The sequence below is a fragment of the Streptomyces himastatinicus ATCC 53653 genome (assembly GCF_000158915.1).
Taxonomy (GTDB): domain Bacteria; phylum Actinomycetota; class Actinomycetes; order Streptomycetales; family Streptomycetaceae; genus Streptomyces; species Streptomyces himastatinicus.
Map to the genome: position 1 here is coordinate 8,605,506 of NZ_GG657754.1, position 18,090 is coordinate 8,623,595.

An 18,090-nucleotide genomic window follows, 5' to 3' on the forward strand; every position below is an offset into this window, starting at 1 on the left:
GCCTCACACTTCCACCGCCATGGTGGCGGCCATGATGTTGTCCAGGGTGATGTCGGGGGCGGTGAACTCGCGGTGTATCCGGCCCTGCTGCAGTGTCACGACCCGGTCGCACACCAGGGGCAGCTCCTCCAGCTCGCCGGAGACGAAGACCACGGCTGCCCCGTTGCCGGCCAGTTCGCGGACCAACCGGTAGATCTGCTGCTTCGCCTCGACGTCGACGCCGCGGGTCGGCTCGTCGAGCAGGAGGATGCGGCTGCGGGCGTGCAGCCACCGGCCGATCACGGCCTTTTGCTGGTTGCCGCCGCTGAGGTTGACGATGGGAGTGGAGAGCCGGGGTGTCTTGACCGACAGCCGCTCCACCAGGTCACGTCCGGCGCGTTCGGCCAGGGCGGGCGAGATGCTGCCGCGCCGGCTGACACCGCCGAACCACGACATCACCATGTTCTCGCCCACGCCCAGCATCGGGACGATGCCCGCGCCCTTGCGGTCCTCCGGGGTCATGCCCAGGCCGAGCTTCTTCATCGCCGCGGCGGTGGGCCGGGCGACCCGGGCCCCGTCCACCTCGATCACCCGCTCCGCCCGGGGCTCGAATCCGGCAATGGCGCGCAGCAGCTCGCTGCGCCCGGAGCCGAGCAGGCCGCCGATGCCAAGCACTTCGCCGGCGTAGAGGTCGAAGTCGACCCCGTGCAGTTTCGGCGGCAGTTTCAGTCCCCGCACGGACAGCAGCGGGGTGCGGGTCCGGTCCACCGTCCGGGGTTCCAGCGCTGCGGCCTCCTGGACGGTGGTGCCCAGCATGAGGGCGACGATCTGCGGTGTCGTCGCGTCCCGCACGTCGACGGTGTCGATCACCTGCCCGTCACGCACAACGGTGACACTCCCCGCGACCTGGCGGATCTCGTCCAGACGGTGGCTGACGTAGATGACGGCCACACCCGAGTCGGCGATCCTGCGCACGGCCGACAGCACCGTGTGGGTCTCCTCGGCCGCCAGCGCACTGGTGGGTTCGTCCAGGATGAGCAGCCGGGGGCGGCGGCGCACCGCCCGGGCGATCTCGATCAGTTGTTGCTCAGCCAGCGGCAGCGTGCCCACCAGCGCGCCGGGATCGACGGGGACCTCCAGCTCGCCGAGGACCTCGGCAGCCTCGCGCCGCATGCGCGGATAGTCGATCCCGGCAGCGCCGCGCCTGGGCCATTCGTTGAGGAAGAGGTTCTCGGCCACGGTCATCTCGGGCACCAGGCTGAGTTCCTGGTACACCGTGGCCACGCCGAGTTCGGCCGCGCGGCGTACTCCGCCGTCCCCCAGTGGCTCTCCACCGATGACCACCTCACCCGCGTCGGGCGTCTCGACGCCGGACAGCAGGCGGATGAGGGTGGACTTGCCGGCGCCGTTACGGCCGAGCAGGGCCCGTACCTCGCCACTGTGGATGGTGAATTCGACGGAGTCGAGGGCGCGGACGCCGGGGTATTGCTTGCACAGCCCGGTCGCGGTCGCCACCGGGGGGCCGGCCGGGCGGCCCGGCGCGGGCTCAGCTGATGTCATGGTGTCTCCACGGGTGCGGTGGGGAAAGCGGATTCGGCCCTGGTCCCTGCACGCTGCCGACCACGGCCTCAGTGCCGGTTACGGCAGGCCGTCGGGGTGCGCGGCGAGCCACTTCCGTGCTTGCCGGGGGGTGGAGTACAGCTCGACCGGCGCCGCGACGACCTGAGAGCCGAGTTTCCCGCCGCTGATCACCTGCGCCGTCGTGCGGGCGGCCAGCTTGCCCACGACCCGCCCGGAGATGTCGACATCGGCCTTCAGGATCCGGTTGTCGACCAGTTCGCGCGCCAGGTCGGTGGTCATGTCACTGCCGAAGACCACGGTCTTGCCGATGAGGCCGTGCTGGCGGACGGCTTTGACGGCCCCCATCGTTGCGCCGCCGGACTCGCCGTAGAAGGCGTCGAGGCCGTGGTGCGCGGTCAGCACCCGGTCGGCGACCTGGACCGCGGAGTCGATGGTCGTGCCCTGCTGGTTGGCGACGATGCGGGCCTTGGGAAGCCGGGCGGACAGCGCCTTCTGGAAGCCGGCCCGGCGTTGTCGGCAGACCTCGACCGTTTCGCAGTTGATGACGCCGATCCGCGGGGCGGTGATGTGGCGGGAGATGAAGTACTCTGCGGCCTTCGCCCCGGCCAGCTCCCCGAACTTGACCGGGTCGCCCAGGATCCAAGCGCTGACGTACTTGCGGGTGGCCGCGTCGGTGAGGCAGGTGTTGTAACAGATCACCTTGACGCCGCTGTCGTGGGCGAGCTTGGCCGCGGGGATCGAGGCGGTGGTGGAGACCGGTGACATGACCAGTGCCTTCACACCCGCCGAGCTCACCGTGTCGACGAACCTGCTCTCCTTCGAGGCATCGCCCTGGGCGTTGATTTCGAGGATCTGCACGTCCTCGCCCAGCTTCCGCGAGGAGTCCAGCATGCCTTTGCGTACGCCGGCGTAGTAGCCCTGGGCGTCCATATAGACCAGTCCCACTCGCCCGCCCTCACCCACGCGGCCACCGCATCCGGTCGCGCCGAGCCCTGTCAGGACCAGGGCGAGGACCACGATGGCGGCGTTGCGGGCACGATGTCTGGACAAACTCATAGCAACACTCCAGACCGAAGAGTAAGCACCGCAAAGAGTGCAGAACGGGGCACTGCGGTGTGTGCTCCGAGTATGAGCAGCGCTTTTCAGCCACGTCAAGATTAAATAATAATTAATGCCTACGGTTGGCTCGTTGATCGACTCGGCGCGGGCCCGCGCGGCGGCCGCACCGGTTGAGGATGCAGACAGGTTGAGCCGCGGGGCGGGTCGGAGCCCCTCCAGATGAGGGCGTCGGCCCGGTTGCCTGGGCGGGACGAGCGGTGGCGACCACCAGGCGGGCGGCGGCGTCGATGATGGGCTGCCCGGTTCGCGGCCTTCTGCGGCGGCCCACCTCGCTGGGGTGACCGCACGCCCAACGGCGCAGTGGACGGCTCAGGTGGCGGCGGAGCCGGGCGCGCGCTGTGTGGACTCGGTGTGTGTTTGTGCGGCGGCCTCGAGGGTGGCGCCGATCGCTTCAGGGCTCATTGACGACAGGTCCTCGAAGAGGTTGCTCGTGCGCAGGGCGATGACGCCGATCAAGCAGGAGATCAGGACCTCGGCCCGGCCGGCCGGATCGTCGGCGCCCTCGGCCGCGAGTCGGTTGGCGAGCGGAGATATCAGGCGGGTGCGCAATTCGTCTGCCGCGGCGGCACGTGCTTCGGGGACGTCGCTCCGGGAGAGGAGGGCCTGGACGAGAGGGCCCGGCGCGCCTCTACGGTCGGCTCGGTGCAGCGCCTCTACGGTGAAGGCCCCCAGGTCGAGCGTCTCGGGCGACACGGTCACGTTCCGGCTGTCCTCGTCCACCGCCGCCCGGTACAAGGCAGCCTTGCCGCCGAAATACCGCGCGATCAGGGCGGCGTCGACACCGGCGTGCTCGCCTATGTCCCGAACCGTCACCGCGTCATATCCGTGGCGGGCGAACAGGTCGCGGGCAGCGTCGAGCAGGGCGGCCCGCGTGGCGTCCGCATCACGCTTTCTGCCGCGCGCGTTCCGTCTTCGAGGTCCGCCAGCGACAGGAGCCGCGGCGGAGCCCGATGTCTGGACGGGGGCATGAGGAGCGGCCACTATGGCGCCCAGGCACGCCGGATCCGGCGGAGCCGCTTTCGGGCACCAGCCCCCTCCCACGGGAAGGCCACATGCCGACCAGGAGAACAGCCCGCTATCTGATGGGGATCGCGTCGATCCTCGCGCTGCTGGCCACGACGCCGGGACCGACCGCCACGGCTCAACAGCTCACGGCACAACGGCCCACCGCGCCGCCCGCCGCCACCCCCTTGGCCGACACCTGGCAGCCACCCCTGTCGACCCGTGGCCGGTACATCGTCGATGCCAAGGGTGACCGCTTCCGGCTGAAGTCGGCCAACTGGGACGGCGCCCAGGGGTCCTGGACGGGAAGTGGCGCCAAGGACGATCCCGCCAACCACCACTCCGGACAGAACTCCTACGGCATCCCCCTCGGCCTGGACCGTGTCCCGCTGGCCACACTGCTCGCCGACTTCCACCGGCTCGGCATCAACAGCATCCGGCTGCCGTTCTCCAACGAGATGATCCACACGAGCGCGTCCGTACCGGACCGCGCCGTCGCGGCCAACCTCCAACTGCGGGGAAAGACACCACTCCAGGTCTTCGACGCCGTGGTGTCCGCGCTCACCGGCGACGGGTTCGCCGTCATCCTCAACAACCACACCAACACCAGCCGCTGGTGCTGCGGAATCGACGGCAACGAGCGGTGGAACAGCGGCCAGTCCACTCAAGCGTGGACGGACGACTGGGTCTTCATGGCCCGCCGGTACGCCGACGATCCCCGTGTGGTGGGCGCCGATCTGTACAACGAGGTGCGCCGAGATGTGTTCGACGACCCCAACTGGGGGCTCGGCGACGAACACGACTGGTACGCCGCCGCGCAGCGCGCCGCCGACCGCATCCTCACCGAGGGCGACCCCGACCTCCTCATCGTGATCGAGGGCATCAACTGGACGGGACTCCCCGTCGACGGGCTGCCCCATGGGCGTCCCACCCTGGCCCCCGCGCGCACTCTCTCGCACACCCTGGTCGACACCCACAAGCTGGTCTACTCCGCACACTTCTACGGCTACACCGGTCCCCGCCACAGCGGCGCCACCGGGATCGGCGAAACCCATGACCCCCGCTACCAGGACCTGAGCCGTGAGGATCTGTTCCGCGTCCTCTCCGATCAGGCGTTCTTCGTCGCCGAGGACACCGGAAAGCACTACACCGCACCCGTGTGGATCAGCGAGTTCGGCATCGGCTCGGGCGAGACGGGTACCGCTTCCCGTGCCTGGTTCGCGAACATCACCGACTACTTCGCCGACCACGACGCCGACTTCGCCTACTGGCCGCTCGTGGGTTGGGAGGGCGGCAGCGACTGGTCGCTGCTGCGCTACGACGCCGCGGGCCGCCGCTACGGGATCCTGGACCAGGCGGACTGGCGCGCCACAGCGTGGCAGCGGCTGATGACGGCGCCCGGACGCTCCGGGCCGGTCGCCCCCGTCACCAGTTGGCGGATGCTCGACACCGACCACGGCGATCGTGTGCAATCGCGGATCGAGCGGGCTCGGGGCGACTGGGATCCGGGGGCCTACAAGGCCACCTGCCCCGACGGGCTGCGGCTGATCGGCCTCGGCCGCACCACCGGGCGCGGGCTGTGCACCGATGCCACCGCCGACGATCTGCGCGCGCCCGGCACCGCCCATACGGTGGTCACGGACGCGCGGTATGTGCCCGCCGGCGGCGACTGGGCGTCCGGCTACACCAAGTTCCAGTGCCCCACGGACACCTTCCTCATCGGCTACAGCCGCCGCGACGCCCGGGTGTCCGCGGCGCTGTGCGCCCCGGCCCGCGCCCCGCTCGGTACCACGGGGCGCACCGTGTGGTTCGATCGGTCCGACAACCGGCCGGCCGACGCCGCCGGGGGCGACTTCGCCCACGGCGACTACAAGGGCCAGTGCGCGGCCGGCGAATACGCCGCGGGCATCGCCTTCACCACCCGGGTGGGCAGCTCCGGGAGCCCGGACGCGCTGCTGTGCCGCGGCCTGACCTGAGCGATTCCCACGTCGCGGACTCACCCCGGGCTGCTCCGGCCCGCGGCGGCGAGGTGGAGATCCGCGCGCGGGCCGACGGCATCCGGCCGCGATGATCTCACAGGACTACTGCCGACTTCGCCGATGCCTACCCGGCCACTTTGTCCGGCGGGATGCGGCAGCGGGTGGCGATCGCCCGTGCGCTCGCGGTGGAGCCGGAGGTGCTGCTCCTGGACGAGCCGTTCGCCGCGCTCGACGCCCAACTGCGCACCATCCTCCAGCACAGCCTGGAGGAGGCCATCGTGCTCGGGGACCGGGTGGTGGTGATGTCGGCCAGACCCGGCCGGGTGATCGCCGAACCTCACCCGCCGTTCGAGCGCCCGCGCACCGGGGCGATACGCCGCGCCCCGCGGTTCGCCGCGCTCCAGGGCGAGCTGTGGGAGCTGCTGCGCGACGAGGTCCAGCGGACGGGTACCGGCGCCGCCGCCACTTCGGCGGACGCGGCGGGGAAGCCCTCATGAGCAGAGAGAGTGCGGCAGGTTCGACCCGGGCCGCGCAGCCCGCCCGGCGGCCCGGCGGGACGGACAGGGGGCCGGCCGAAACCGTGCTGGTACGGCGCCCCGGACCCCGGGAGCGCGATCCGGCCCGCGCCCACCGGCGGCGCCGTGGCATCGAGCTCTCCCTCCGGCGTTGTAGTGCTCGGCATACTGGTCGAGGACCGTCCGCAGGTGTCGTTCACCGGTGATGAGGAGTCGGTCGGTGCATTCCGTGCGGGGTGTGCGTATCCAACCTTGCAGCTCTCGTACGGGGTGGCGGAGCCCATCGAGGACGACCCTCTGGAGATGACGTTCACGCAGGACTTCGGCCCGCTGGCACCGGGGGAGACCCTGCGGTTCCCGGTGGCGGACGACGAGGACTCCCGCGCGTACCTCCTCGTCGTCCCCCGGGATGCCCGCGTGGTCGCCACCGATGCGCACGGCAGGCCCGCGCTCCTGGTCCACGAGACCAGCCGCAGCGTGCTGGCCACGTACCCGGTGCACGGATACCACCCGCCGGAGCGTTGTCCCCGCCGTTTGCCATCAAAGCTCAAAAGGGCTCTGGGGACAGGGAGTTCGGGTAGCGTCCCGGGGCATGAGCAACCAGATCAGCATTGACCGGGCCCCGGGTTCCTACGGCGGAATCAGCATCACCGTCCATCTCTCCGCGGCGGCCCTGAGCGCGCTCCAGACGGATGGTCAGTACTCCGAGGCGCTTTCCGAGGGCCAGGTGTCCGGCGCCGGACCCGTGCTGGAAAAGATCTCCTTCAAGGTGTCGTAGAGACGCTTGCAGGTCGGCCCGGGGCAGGAGTGCGACGGCTGCGTGCCCAGCGGCGCATCAGCGGGAGTTCCACGAACCGGAGCACGACCAGCGACAGGGCCACCGAGACGGCGATCAGCGCGAAGACGATCGCGAAGCCCGCGCCGGCACTCAGATCCGGGTCGGGACCGATGGCGTGGCGCACCGCCAGCAGCAGCGGGAAGTGCACGACGTAGAGGGCGAACGTGGTTTCGCCCAGGGAGACCAGAACGGGCCTGGCCAGCTGCCGGGAGCGGCCCTCGATGTCGGCGAGGGCCGTCCTCGCGATGGCCAGTGCGATGAGTGGCGCCATCGCCGTAGACATCACGTACTGCGGAGGCAGGGCGGGCAGCACACCGATGTACACCACGAAGGCGAGGATCACCGTCAGACGGCTGACGCGTGGCCAGGTGCCGGTCTGGATCAGGCGGGCGGTGGCGATGCCGAGCAGGAATTCCAGCAGGCGCACGGGCGGGAAGGCGGAGATGAACCACATGCTGCGCTCGTTGACCGGCATCCAGTCGTACAGCTGGGGCCCGGGGATGGCGGTGGCCACCAGTGGCATGAGGAAGATCAGCGCCGCCAGCGCCGTCCACACCCGGCGCAGCCGCTCCGTGGGGATCCTGCGTGCGGCCACGATGAGCGCCGGGAAGAGCGCGTAGAAGAACACCTCGCAGCTGAGCGACCATGCGGGTGTGTTGAAACCCGAGTACAGATCCGCGTCCGGCACCCAGTCCTGGACCAGGAAGAGGTTGGTGAGCGCCGCTGCCGCGTCGTGTGCGGGCGCGGACACCATGGGTACTTCCGTGGTGGTGACGGCGAAGAACACCAGGGTCGCCGTCCAGCTGAGCACATGGTTGGGGAAGATCCTGCAGGCCCGGCCGCGCCAGAACGCGACGGCCCGGGTGCCGGGCTTGTGGGCCCAGGTCAGCACGAATCCGGAGAGGACGAAGAAGAAGGTCACCGCGCCCGAGGCGAACGGGAAGACGGTGCCGAGCGATGTGTGCAGGGAACCGTCGAAAATCCCCGAGACATAGGTGACGTGGTACCAGACGACGAGGAGGGCGCCGAGAAAGCGCAGGCTCGTCAGCGACGGAAGACGGCCGGGAGAGGGCTCATCGGACATGGGCTTCCTGGTCTCCAGACTGTGAAGAAGCCGGAACTGGGATCCCGTGGCCACTGCCACGGGCAAACCGCTCGCGAGCGCTGTCGCACCTCGGATGGTCGTCAACGGAGAGGGCGGCACGGGCCATTCGGCACCCGAACGAAGCGCACAAGCTGGCGATCATCAAAACGGAAGACCGTTCCTGGAGGACAGACGGAATTCGGCCATCCATGAGGGGGTCGTGGCTGGAACTGGCCGAAAAGTGCCGGTTATCGCGGCGCCATTCTGAGGGCGCCGTCGAGCCGAATGGTCTCGCCGTTGAGCATCGGGTTCTCCACGATGTGCGCCACGAGCGTGGCGAATTCCGCCGGTTCACCGAGCCTGGCCGGATGTGGCACCTGCTGCCCGAGTGCGTCGAGCGTGGATGCCGGGAAGCCGTCGAACATGGGAGTGCGGAAAAGACCGGGGGCGATCGTGACCACGCGGATCCCCGACTCCGCGAGATCGCGGGCGATGGGCAGGGTCATGCCCACGATGCCTCCCTTGGAGGCTGCGTAGGCCGCCTGCCCGATCTGGCCGTCGAACGCGGCCGTCGAGGCGGTGTTGACGATGACGCCGCGCTCCTCGCCGTCTCCTTCGCGCTCGTGCATCCGTGCCGCGGCGAGCCGGATGACATTGAAGGTGCCGATCAGGTTGACCTGGATGACCTTGCTGAACGCGGCCAGCGGGAACGGCCCGGTCCTGCCCACCGTCCTGAAGGCGTTGCCGATGCCCGCGCAGCTCACCGCTATGCGCAACGGGCCAAGGGTCTCGGCCAGTTCGATGGCGGAGGCGATGTCCTCCTCGCTGGTCACATCGCCGGGGGAGTGGTGCACCCCGGGGCCCAGCTCCTCCGCCACTTCCTTGCCCGTGGACGACCGGCCGACGATGACCACGCGGGCTCCCCGGTCGCGCAGTTCACGTACCGCCGCCAGGCCGAGGCCGGACGCTCCACCGGTGACCAGCGCGACGCTTCCTTCGATACGCACGTATCGCTCCCCGTTCCGAAGCCGTGTGAAAGATCCCTGGCAGCCCCGGTCGGCAATCACGCTGAGCTGCCGCAACCGCTGTCATGCCATGGGCCGGAGGCGGCAGACGGCCGGCTCCGCGGGTGATGGGCGGTGATCCTATCCCGCATCTGCCGACTTCATCGGCTGATTCCGCATTCACCTGCCGCCGTTACGCTCCGCTTTCCGGCCGGAGCGGATGATCACGCTGTGTTCATTGCCTTTGGTCGCACGCCTTGGGTAGCGTTCCGGCTGCCGTACGGAACGGCGGACAGGAGCGATGAGCCTCATCGCGGAGCTTCTGTGCCAACGGGGGAAACGGGGAAATCGTGATTTTCGGCTGTATGTAGCGGGTTTACCACCTCTTTGAGCAGGTCGGTACCGCTGTGCTGTCCACCTGCGATGTTCACGGTCGTCCGGCGCATTTGGGCTATGTGGCCCCAGGGTTTCCGGGCCCGCCGACGCATTTCGCATTGCTTTGCGCTGACGCACGTACATGTAACTCCGGGACGACGTGTTCCCGTGGAAATTGTGCATGGAAAACGGACCGGACCCCATCGCCGGTTCGCCCTGCTCCGGGCTGGACAACGACTCACTGGGATGGATTACCTGTGTCCGACTCGCCGACGTTCGCCGCGACATTCACCGTGACCGCGGAGAACCCTCTGCTGAAGGGGCATGTCGTCCATGGACGCAGCCTGTTGCCCGGCGTCGGCTACGTCGACCTGGTGTTACAGGTCCTCGCCCGGCACGGCCACGCCATGCGGGACATCGAGCTGCGCAACCTCACCATCCTCGCGCCGCTCGTCGCCGCACCGGGCGAAGAGGTCCTGACCACCGTCGAAGGACGCCCCGCGCCCGCCGGAGGGTGGCGGATCGAGGTCCGCAGCAGGCGCCCGCAGGACCGGGCCGATGTCCTGCACGCGAGGGCGACGGCACACCGTTACACCGCCCCCGCCTTCCAGGAGCGACTGCCGCTCCCGCTGACCGCAGACCATCGGGCAACCACGCTCGACGACATCTACACCTGGCTCCGGCAGCAGGACCTGGTCCACTCGGGTCTGATGAAGTCCGAGGGCGTGGTGCACCGCCGCCCCGATGACTGGGTCGTGGAGCTGGAACTGGCCGCCGGACACCGCGAGGGCGCGGACGGTTTCCTCTTCCACCCGGCCCTGTTCGAGGCTGGGTTACTGGGCGGCAGCGTGGGCAGCCACATGCTCTACGAGGGGGACGCGGGGGAGGGCCTGTACCTGCCGCTGGTCTTCGAGTCGTTCCGGGCGGATGCCCCCTTGGGCAGTCGTTGCTTCGTCCGGGTCCCGGCCGCCTCGACACACCGGGACGACGAACTCATGCGTCTGGCGGTGGAGTTCTACGACGAGACCGGGGCGAAGGTCGCCGAGGTCGGCAGGCTCTCGGCCAAGCGGGTCCGGGACGTGTCGGCCCTCGACGTCCGGGAAGGGCCCGTACTGCACACCGCGGGGCTCTCCGCCCCTGCCGGAGACCCGGCCGGGCAGTCGGTGACCGTCGCGGCGGACCCCGGACCGGACGTGGTGGCCACGCTGCGCGAACTGATCGCGGCACGGCTGGACGTACCGACGGCGCAGGTCGACGTCGGGAGCGGCTTCTACGAACTGGGCCTGACCTCGGCGGACCTGGTGTCCCTGGTGCCCGATCTGGAAGACCGGCTGTCCCTGTCGCTCTCGCCGACCCTGATGTTCGAGTACCCGTCGGTCGTCGAAGTGGCGGCGTGGCTCGAAGGCCGGACCGCCGGGGTGCCGGACGGAAACGGATCGGCCGACTCGCCCTCCGCCACCCGCGCCGCGCTGACCGACGAGATCTCCGCGCTGCTGGGGGTACCGGCCGAGGAGGTGGACCCGGACGCGGCGTTCGAGGAGTTCGGGTTTGACCTGACGGGTCTGGCCCGGCTCGTCGCCCGGCTCAACGACCGCTACGGACTGGCGCTGACGCCCGCGGTGTTCGCCGAGCGCCCGACCGTGCGCGCGGTCGCCACGTACCTCGCCGAGGCCCTGGGCGGGACGACGGCGGTCACCGTGGACTCCCGCCCGGCGCCGGACGAGGAGACGCCGCCACGCCCGCACCCGATGCTGCACCGCGTCGAGCGGGACGGCGAGGGCGTGGTCGGCCATGCGCGTTTCGACGGTGACGAGCCGTTCCTGCGGGACCATCACATACACGGCGCCCGGGTGCTTCCCGGGGTGGCGCAACTCGAGATGGCGCGCGCCGCGGTGGCAAGTGTCCTCGAGGGGGCGGAGCAGGGCCGGGTGCGACTGACCGACGTGGTGTGGTTGCGGCCCGCGGTGTGCGGCCCGGAAGGGCTGGAACTGCGCGTGGACGTGCGCACCCTGCCCGGGCACGGCTGGGAGTACACGATCCACCAGGTGGGCGCCGACAGCGAACTCACCCTGTGCGGCCAGGGCCGTGCGGACCTGTCGGACACCGGCGACCGGAGCCTGCCGAGCCTGGACGAGCTGCGCACGGCCTGCGTCGAACGGACACTGGCCTCCTCCGACATCTACGGGATCTACGCCCGGGTGGGCATGGACTACGGCCCCGCGCAGCGCTCGCTGGCCGCGCTCGGCGTGGGCATGGACGGGGCGGGACGACCCCAGGCGCTGGCGGAGCTGCGGCTGCCCGTCGCGGCGGACCCGCTGGACGGCTATCGGCTCCACCCGGGCATCGTGGACGGCGCGCTGCAAGCCGTCATCGGTCTGCGGCTGGCAGCGGAACGATTCAGCGACTCGTCGTCGCGTCCTGCCCTGCCGTTCGCCCTCCAGCGCGCGGAGGCGTCCGCGCCCACCCCCGGGACGGCTTACGCCTGGATCCGGCATCAGCCGGGCAGCGGGCCCAAGGACACCTCGGCGCGGCTGGACATCACCGTGTTCGACGAACACGGCCGGGTGTGCGCGGACCTGGCCGGACTGAGCACCCGCCCCCTGACGGACGCCCCGGCGGATGGCGCGGTGGATGCCCCGGCGGACGCGTACCCGTCCACCGCTCCGGCGCCCGCCGCGACGGACATCGCCATCGTCGGTGTCAGCGGCCGCTATCCGGAGGCGGCGAACCTGGACGAGTTCTGGCGGAATCTCCGCTCGGGCCGGGACTGCATCCGCGAAGTCCCGGCGGAGCGCTGGGACCACCGGCGCCACGCCGATGTCGGCGGCTCCTCCTCGGGCAGATGGGGCGGCTTTCTCGAGGAAATCGACCGGTTCGATCCCCTGTTCTTCCAGATCTCGCTGCACGAGGCCGAACTCCTCGACCCCCAGGAGCGCCTGTTCCTCCAGTGCGCCCACCACACGCTCGAAGACGCCGGATACGCGGGCGAGCTGCCGGGCAAGGTGGGCGTGTTCGTCGGTGTGATGTACCAGGAGTACCAGCTCTACGGCGCACAGGCGCAGGACCGCGGCGTGCCCGCCGCCCTGTCGGGCAGCGCCTCCACCGTGGCCAACCGGGTCTCGTACTTCTACGACTTCACCGGCCCCAGCATGACCGTGGACACCATGTGCTCGTCCTCGCTGACGGCCATCCACCTGGCCTGCGAGGCCATCAGGAGCGGCCAGTGCGACACGGCGCTCGCGGGTGGAGTGAACCTCCACTCCCACCCGAACAAGTTCCTGATGCTCAGCCAGCGCCGTTTCCTCTCCAGCGACGGCCGCTGCCGCAGCTTCGGCGAGGGCGGCGACGGCTACGTGCCCGGCGAGGGCGTCGGCGCGGTGCTGCTCAAGCCCCTCGAGCGGGCCGTCGCCGACGGGGACCAGATCCACGGTGTGATCAAGGGGACCGCGCTGAACCACGGCGGGCGGACCTCCGGCTACTCGGTGCCCTCCCCGGCGGCGCAGGGCCAGGTCATCACCGAGGCGCTTGCCGCCGCGGGCGTGGACCCCCGCTCGCTCGGCTACCTGGAGGCCCACGGCACGGGGACGGCCCTCGGCGACCCGATCGAAATCGCGGGGCTGGCCAAGGCGTTCCATGCCAGGGGCGGTCTGCCGGCGGACCTTCCGATCGGCTCGGTCAAGTCGAACATCGGCCACTGCGAGGGCGCGGCCGGCATCGCGGGTGTCACCAAGGTGCTGCTGCAGATGCGGCACGGGGAGCTGGTGCCGAGCCTGCATTCCGGCGTGCTGAACCGGCACATCGACCTCACCGGCACACCGCTGAGCGTGCAGCAGCGGGTCGAGCCCTGGCGCCGACCGGTCCTGGAGGACGACGGAGAGCAGCGGACGCATCCGCGGACGGCGGGTGTCTCCGGCTTCGGCGCGGGCGGCTCCAACGCCCACGTCGTCATCGCCGAGTACGGACAGCCGGCTCCGCGCCGGGCGCGGTTCGACACACTGCATCGCCCTGCCCTGCTCGTACTCTCCGCCCAGAGCGAGGCCCAACTCGTCGAACAGGCACGCCGGCTGCACGCCCGGCTGGCGGAGCTGACCGAGGACGACCTCCCCGATGTCGCGTGGACCCTCCAGGTCGGGCGCATGGCACTGGAGGAGCGGCTGGCCTTCGCCGCTACCTCCATCGAGACCGCCCGGGCACGGCTGGAGTCGTTCGCCGCCGGCCCGGGGCGCCCGGGAGCCTGGGTACGGGGCACCGCGCCCCGGGGCCGGGGGCGGACCGCCGGGGCGGACGGCGACGCGCTACGGGCGGCCCTCGCCGAATGGACCGCCCATGGCACCCCCGACCGGCTGCTGGGCATGTGGGCGGAGGGAGCCGCCGTGGCGTGGGACACGCTGTACCCGTCGCCCCCTGCGGTACGGCGCATCAGCCTGCCAGGATATCCCTTCGCCCGGGAGCGGTGCTGGTTCGACCTCGACCTCGCTGCCGGGACCCGGACCACGACGGAGCCGCGCCAGACCGCCCCCGAGCAGGCCGCCACGGAACAGGGCTCCACCAACCAGGACGAGATGGTGCTGCTGCGCCCCGAGTGGGCCGAGCGCGGCCCCCGTCCTGGCGGCGACTCCGAGGACACATTCGCCGAACACCACGTCCTGGTGATCGGCCACCTCACGGCCGGGGGCCGCGATGTCCTCCGGGCCGCCCTGCCCGCCGCCGCGTGCCACTTCATGGAACCCGAGGACGGTGCGCTCGACCGCCAGTACGCGCAGGCCGCCGAGCGCGTGTTCACGCTGGCCCACGGGATCCTCGAGGGCGGGGTGCGACGGCCGGTGCTGCTCCAGGTCGCCCTCGTCGGCGCCCCCGCCACCGAAGCCGAACGGGACCGCCTCGCGTGTTTCGGCGGGCTGGCGGGCCTGCTGAAGACGGCTCACCAGGAGAACCCGCTCCTGCACACCGGATACGTCGAATGCCTCGACGCGCCGCCACCGGCCACCGTCGCCGCCCGACTGGCCGCTGAAGCGGTGCGCGACCCGGAACCAGAGGTGCGCCACCGCGACGGCCACCGGCTCGTCGCCACGCCGGTACCCATCGCTTCTCGCTGGGCCCAGGCTCAGCCGTGGAAGCAGGATGGTGTCTACCTCATCACCGGCGGCGCCGGAGGACTCGGCCGGATCGTGGCGAAGGAGGTCGCCGCGTCGGCAGGCCGGGCCACCGTCGTGCTCACCGGCCGGTCGCCCCTGAGCGCGCAGGCACGGGACTCGCTGAACGAGCTGCGTACGGCCGGGCTGACCGTCGACTACCAGCGCGCCGACGTGACCGACCGGGCGTCGGTCGAGCGTGTGCTGGCCCATGTGGCGGACCATCACGGGCCACTGACGGGCATCGTGCACAGCGCGGGGGTCATCGACGACGGCTTCCTCCTCCGCAAGAGCCCCGAGCGGCTGGCGCGCGTCCTCGCGCCCAAGGTCGCCGGACTGGTCAACCTCGACGAGCTGAGCCGGGACCAGCCACTGGAGGTGTTCCTGTGCTTCTCGTCGACCGCGGGGGCGTTCGGCAACCCCGGGCAGGCCGACTACGCCGCCGGAAACGCGTTCATGGACGCCTACGCCGCGTATCGCAACCGCCTCGTCGGCGCCGGGCTGTGCAGCGGCTCGACGGTGTCCGTCAACTGGCCGCTGTGGGAGGAGGGCGGCATGGACGGCGACGCGGTACGGGAGAGCCTGCGCGGCGCCGGTCTGGCACCGCTGGACACACTGCGCGGACTGGAGGCGCTGCGGTGCGCCATGGCCGCGCGGGACAACGGCCTCGCCGACGGCCGGTTGCTCGTCCTGGTGGGGCGCCGTGACGAGCTGCTGTCCCGACTGCCCGGCAACGCCCCGGAGCCCGCCGTCCCCGAGCCCGCCGTCCCCGAGCCCGCTGCGGCCGTCCCGCCCGAGGCACCGAACGACGAGGCGGACCGGGCCCTGGAGGACAGGGCGGTGGGCCATCTGCGGCGGCTGCTGGCATCGTCCCTGAAGCTCGGCCCCGAGCGCATCGCCGTCGACTCGCCACTGGAGCGGTACGGCATGGACTCCGTCATCGCGGTCAACGTGATCTCCCGGCTGGAGGAGGACTTCGGGCCGCTGTCCCGGACGCTGCTCTTCGAGGCCGAGACCGTACGCGAGCTGGCACGGTACTTCGTCGCCGACCATCCCAAGACCCTGCGTACGCTGCTCGGCGTCCCTGCTCCGCCGCTGGCGCCGCCCGTCCGGGACACCGCCACCACCGAGCCGGTGGCCACGGCTCCGCCGACCCCGTCGCACCGTACGGACACCGGGGACGAGACGGAGCCACGGATCGGGCGCGCGGACGTCCACCACCGCGGCGAGGACATCGCGGTCATCGGCATCACCGGCCGCTATCCGGGCGCCGAAGACCTCGACACCCTGTGGGCCAACCTGCGCGACGGCAAGGACGCCGTCACTGCGGTGCCGCCCGGCCGCTGGGACCACGAGTCGGCCGACGGCACCGGGGAGGGACCCGGTCCGTGGGGCGGATTCCTCGACGGCATCGACCGGTTCGATCCTCTCCTCTTCGGCATCTCGCCGCGCGAGGCCGCCGCGATGGACCCGCAGCAGCGGCTGTTCCTGGAGACGGTGTGGCATCTGCTGGAGGAGAGCGGCGTGACCCAGTCCGTCATCGAGCGACGGTACGAGCGGCGCGTCGGGGTCTACGTCGGAGCGGCGTACCAGCTCTACCGCGCCGACGCGTCGGACCCCGCGCTCGCGGCGGTCACCTCGGCGGCCTCGTACAACATGATCGCCAACCGGGTCTCGCACTTCTTCGGCCTGGAGGGCCCCAGCCTCGCCGTGGACACCATGTGCGCGTCGTCGGCCACCGCCATCCATCTCGCCTGCGCCGACCTGCGGCGCGGCGAGAGCGAACTGGCCGTCGCCGGAGGCATCAACCTCACCGTGCACCCGGACAAGTACATCGCCCTGGCCGAGTTGCAGCTGCTCGGCAGCCACCCGGGCAGCCGCAGCTTCCGCGACGGGGACGGTTACCTCCCGGCCGAGGCCGTCGGCGCCGTACTGCTCAAACCGCTGGCCGCCGCGGTCCGCGACGGCGATCGGGTCCACGCGGTCATCAAGGGCACGTCCTCGCTGCACGGCGGCCGGTCCAACGGCTTCATGCGGCCCAGCCACCGGGCCCAGGTGAAGGTCATGCGGCGGGCGCTGGAGCAGGCCGGTGCCGGACCGGACTCCATCGGGTACGTCGAGGCCGCGGCCAACGGGACCACGATCTCCGACGAGATCGAATTCCAGGCCCTGCGGGAGGTGTTCGACGGGGTGACCGAGCCGGTGGCGCTCGGCACGGTGAAGTCGAACCTCGGACACCCCGAGGCGGCCTCCGGGATCGCCCAGCTCACCAAGGTCATCCTGCAACTGCGCCACCAGGAGCTGCCTCCGCTGGTGGCGGCGGGCTCCCCCAACCCCCACCTCGACGCCGACGGCACCGCACTGCGGCTGTGCGACCGGCTGACGCCCTGGGAACCGCGTGGCGCCGCCGGTCCCGACAGCTGCCCGGCGCCCCGCCGCGCGCTCATCAACTCGGTGGCTGCGGGCGGAAGCCACGTCAGCCTGGTCGTCGAGGCTCCTCCACCGACCGGTGCCGCCGCGCCGGAGCCCGACGACCCCGCCCCCCAACTGGTGGTGGTGTCCGCCGCCACTCCCAAGCGGCTGCGGACGGCGGTACGGCGGCTCCATGCCTACCTGGAGGGCGACGGCCCGGCTGGCCTGGCCGACATCGCGTACACCTCGCAGCTGGGCCGCGAGGCGCAGCCCGAGCGGTTCGCCGTGGTGGCGGGCTCCTTGGAGGAGCTGAGGCAGGCCCTGGCGCAGCAGTCCGCGGGCCCCGCGGAGACCGGGGACGCGCTCGCGGACGGGGCGACCCCCGCCGTACCCGTCCACCGGGGCAACGCCGAGCACGACGCGGGCCCGCTGGGGACCGTACTGTCCGGGGCGCGGGGCGAAGCGTTCCTGGCCGGTCTGGTGGCCGACCGTGACCTCGACCACCTCGCCGAGCTGTGGGTGCGCGGTATCGACGTGCCGTGGGACGGCCTGCACCGCGGGACGCGCCGACCGGCGCCCCTTCCGCTGACGGCGTTCGAACGGGACAGGCACTGGGTCGGCCGCGCGGCCGGGACGCTCGCCATCCCCGAAACCGCAGCCGCCACCGATGCCGCCACTGACACCGAAGCCTTCACCGACCGCACCGAACCGCCGCGGGACCGGACACTGACCGAGGCCGAGCGGACCATTGCCGCCGCCTGGTCCGAACTGCTGATGATCGACACCGGCCAACTCGGCGCCAGGAGCAACTTCTTGTCCCTCGGCGGCAATTCGCTGCTCGCCACCCGCCTCATCAACCTGCTCGCGCAGCGGACCGGTGTGGAGCTTCCGGTGAAGGTCGTCTTCGACGCGCCCGGACTCGCCGAGATGGCAGCCGAGCTGGAACGCCGTACCCCCTCCGGGCACACCGCGGCACCGGACACCGAGCAGATCCTGCGGAGCATCGCCCTCATCGAGCGCATGAGCGACGAAGAGCTCGACGCGCTGGACATCGCGAACTGAGCAGACAG

The 18,090-nt window shown here is 71.1% G+C and carries 8 protein-coding genes and 2 pseudogenes; 5 read left to right on the forward strand and 5 right to left on the reverse strand.

The window, feature by feature from the left end:
* Positions 1 to 3: 3 nt before the first annotated feature.
* From SSOG_RS36915 to SSOG_RS36925, 3 genes are all read right to left on the reverse strand, one after another.
* Positions 4 to 1,539 carry a sugar ABC transporter ATP-binding protein gene (locus SSOG_RS36915; protein ID WP_009719385.1) on the reverse strand — a complete coding sequence of 512 codons (1,536 nt, stop codon included), beginning with the start codon at positions 1,537 to 1,539 and terminating at the stop codon, positions 4 to 6.
* 78 nt (positions 1,540 to 1,617) lie between these two features.
* Positions 1,618 to 2,616 carry a substrate-binding domain-containing protein gene (locus SSOG_RS36920; RefSeq protein ID WP_009719386.1) on the reverse strand — a complete coding sequence of 333 codons (999 nt, stop codon included), beginning with the start codon at positions 2,614 to 2,616 and terminating at the stop codon, positions 1,618 to 1,620.
* 372 nt (positions 2,617 to 2,988) lie between these two features.
* Positions 2,989 to 3,720 carry a TetR/AcrR family transcriptional regulator gene (locus SSOG_RS36925; protein ID WP_342634373.1) on the reverse strand — a complete coding sequence of 244 codons (732 nt, stop codon included), beginning with the start codon at positions 3,718 to 3,720 and terminating at the stop codon, positions 2,989 to 2,991.
* A gap of 11 nt (positions 3,721 to 3,731) precedes the next feature.
* On the opposite strand from SSOG_RS36925, the gene SSOG_RS36930 reads away from it, so the two are divergent.
* The 4 genes and pseudogenes from SSOG_RS36930 (at position 3,732) to SSOG_RS36945 (ending at position 6,953) form a co-directional block, all read left to right on the forward strand.
* A complete protein-coding gene (locus SSOG_RS36930; RefSeq protein WP_039939565.1) occupies positions 3,732 to 5,657 on the forward strand; it encodes a glycoside hydrolase family 5 protein in 1,926 nt (641 codons plus the stop codon).
* A 110-nt stretch (positions 5,658 to 5,767) separates the two neighbouring features.
* Positions 5,768 to 6,157: pseudogene (locus SSOG_RS36935) on the forward strand (ATP-binding cassette domain-containing protein); the annotation flags it as partial.
* A gap of 270 nt (positions 6,158 to 6,427) precedes the next feature.
* Positions 6,428 to 6,730, forward strand: a pseudogene (locus SSOG_RS51580) (beta-mannosidase); the annotation flags it as partial.
* A gap of 37 nt (positions 6,731 to 6,767) precedes the next feature.
* Positions 6,768 to 6,953 (forward strand): hypothetical protein, encoded by a 186-nt coding sequence (locus tag SSOG_RS36945; RefSeq protein WP_009719391.1) that lies wholly within the window; start codon positions 6,768 to 6,770, stop codon positions 6,951 to 6,953.
* Here the strand turns inward: SSOG_RS36945 and SSOG_RS36950 are convergent.
* Together SSOG_RS36950 and SSOG_RS36955 are read right to left on the reverse strand one after the other, a co-directional pair.
* Positions 6,940 to 8,097, reverse strand: coding sequence for an acyltransferase family protein (locus SSOG_RS36950; RefSeq protein ID WP_039939567.1), 1,158 nt, complete (start codon positions 8,095 to 8,097; stop codon positions 6,940 to 6,942). The genes SSOG_RS36945 and SSOG_RS36950 overlap by 14 nt on opposite strands.
* A 248-nt stretch (positions 8,098 to 8,345) precedes the next feature.
* Complete coding sequence (locus tag SSOG_RS36955) at positions 8,346 to 9,104, reverse strand: 3-hydroxyacyl-CoA dehydrogenase (protein ID WP_009719393.1); 759 nt, start codon at positions 9,102 to 9,104, stop codon at positions 8,346 to 8,348.
* A gap of 629 nt (positions 9,105 to 9,733) precedes the next feature.
* Here SSOG_RS36955 and SSOG_RS36960 point away from each other — a divergent pair.
* Positions 9,734 to 18,082 carry an SDR family NAD(P)-dependent oxidoreductase gene (locus SSOG_RS36960; protein ID WP_078510491.1) on the forward strand — a complete coding sequence of 2,783 codons (8,349 nt, stop codon included), beginning with the start codon at positions 9,734 to 9,736 and terminating at the stop codon, positions 18,080 to 18,082.
* Positions 18,083 to 18,090 lie beyond the last annotated feature (8 nt).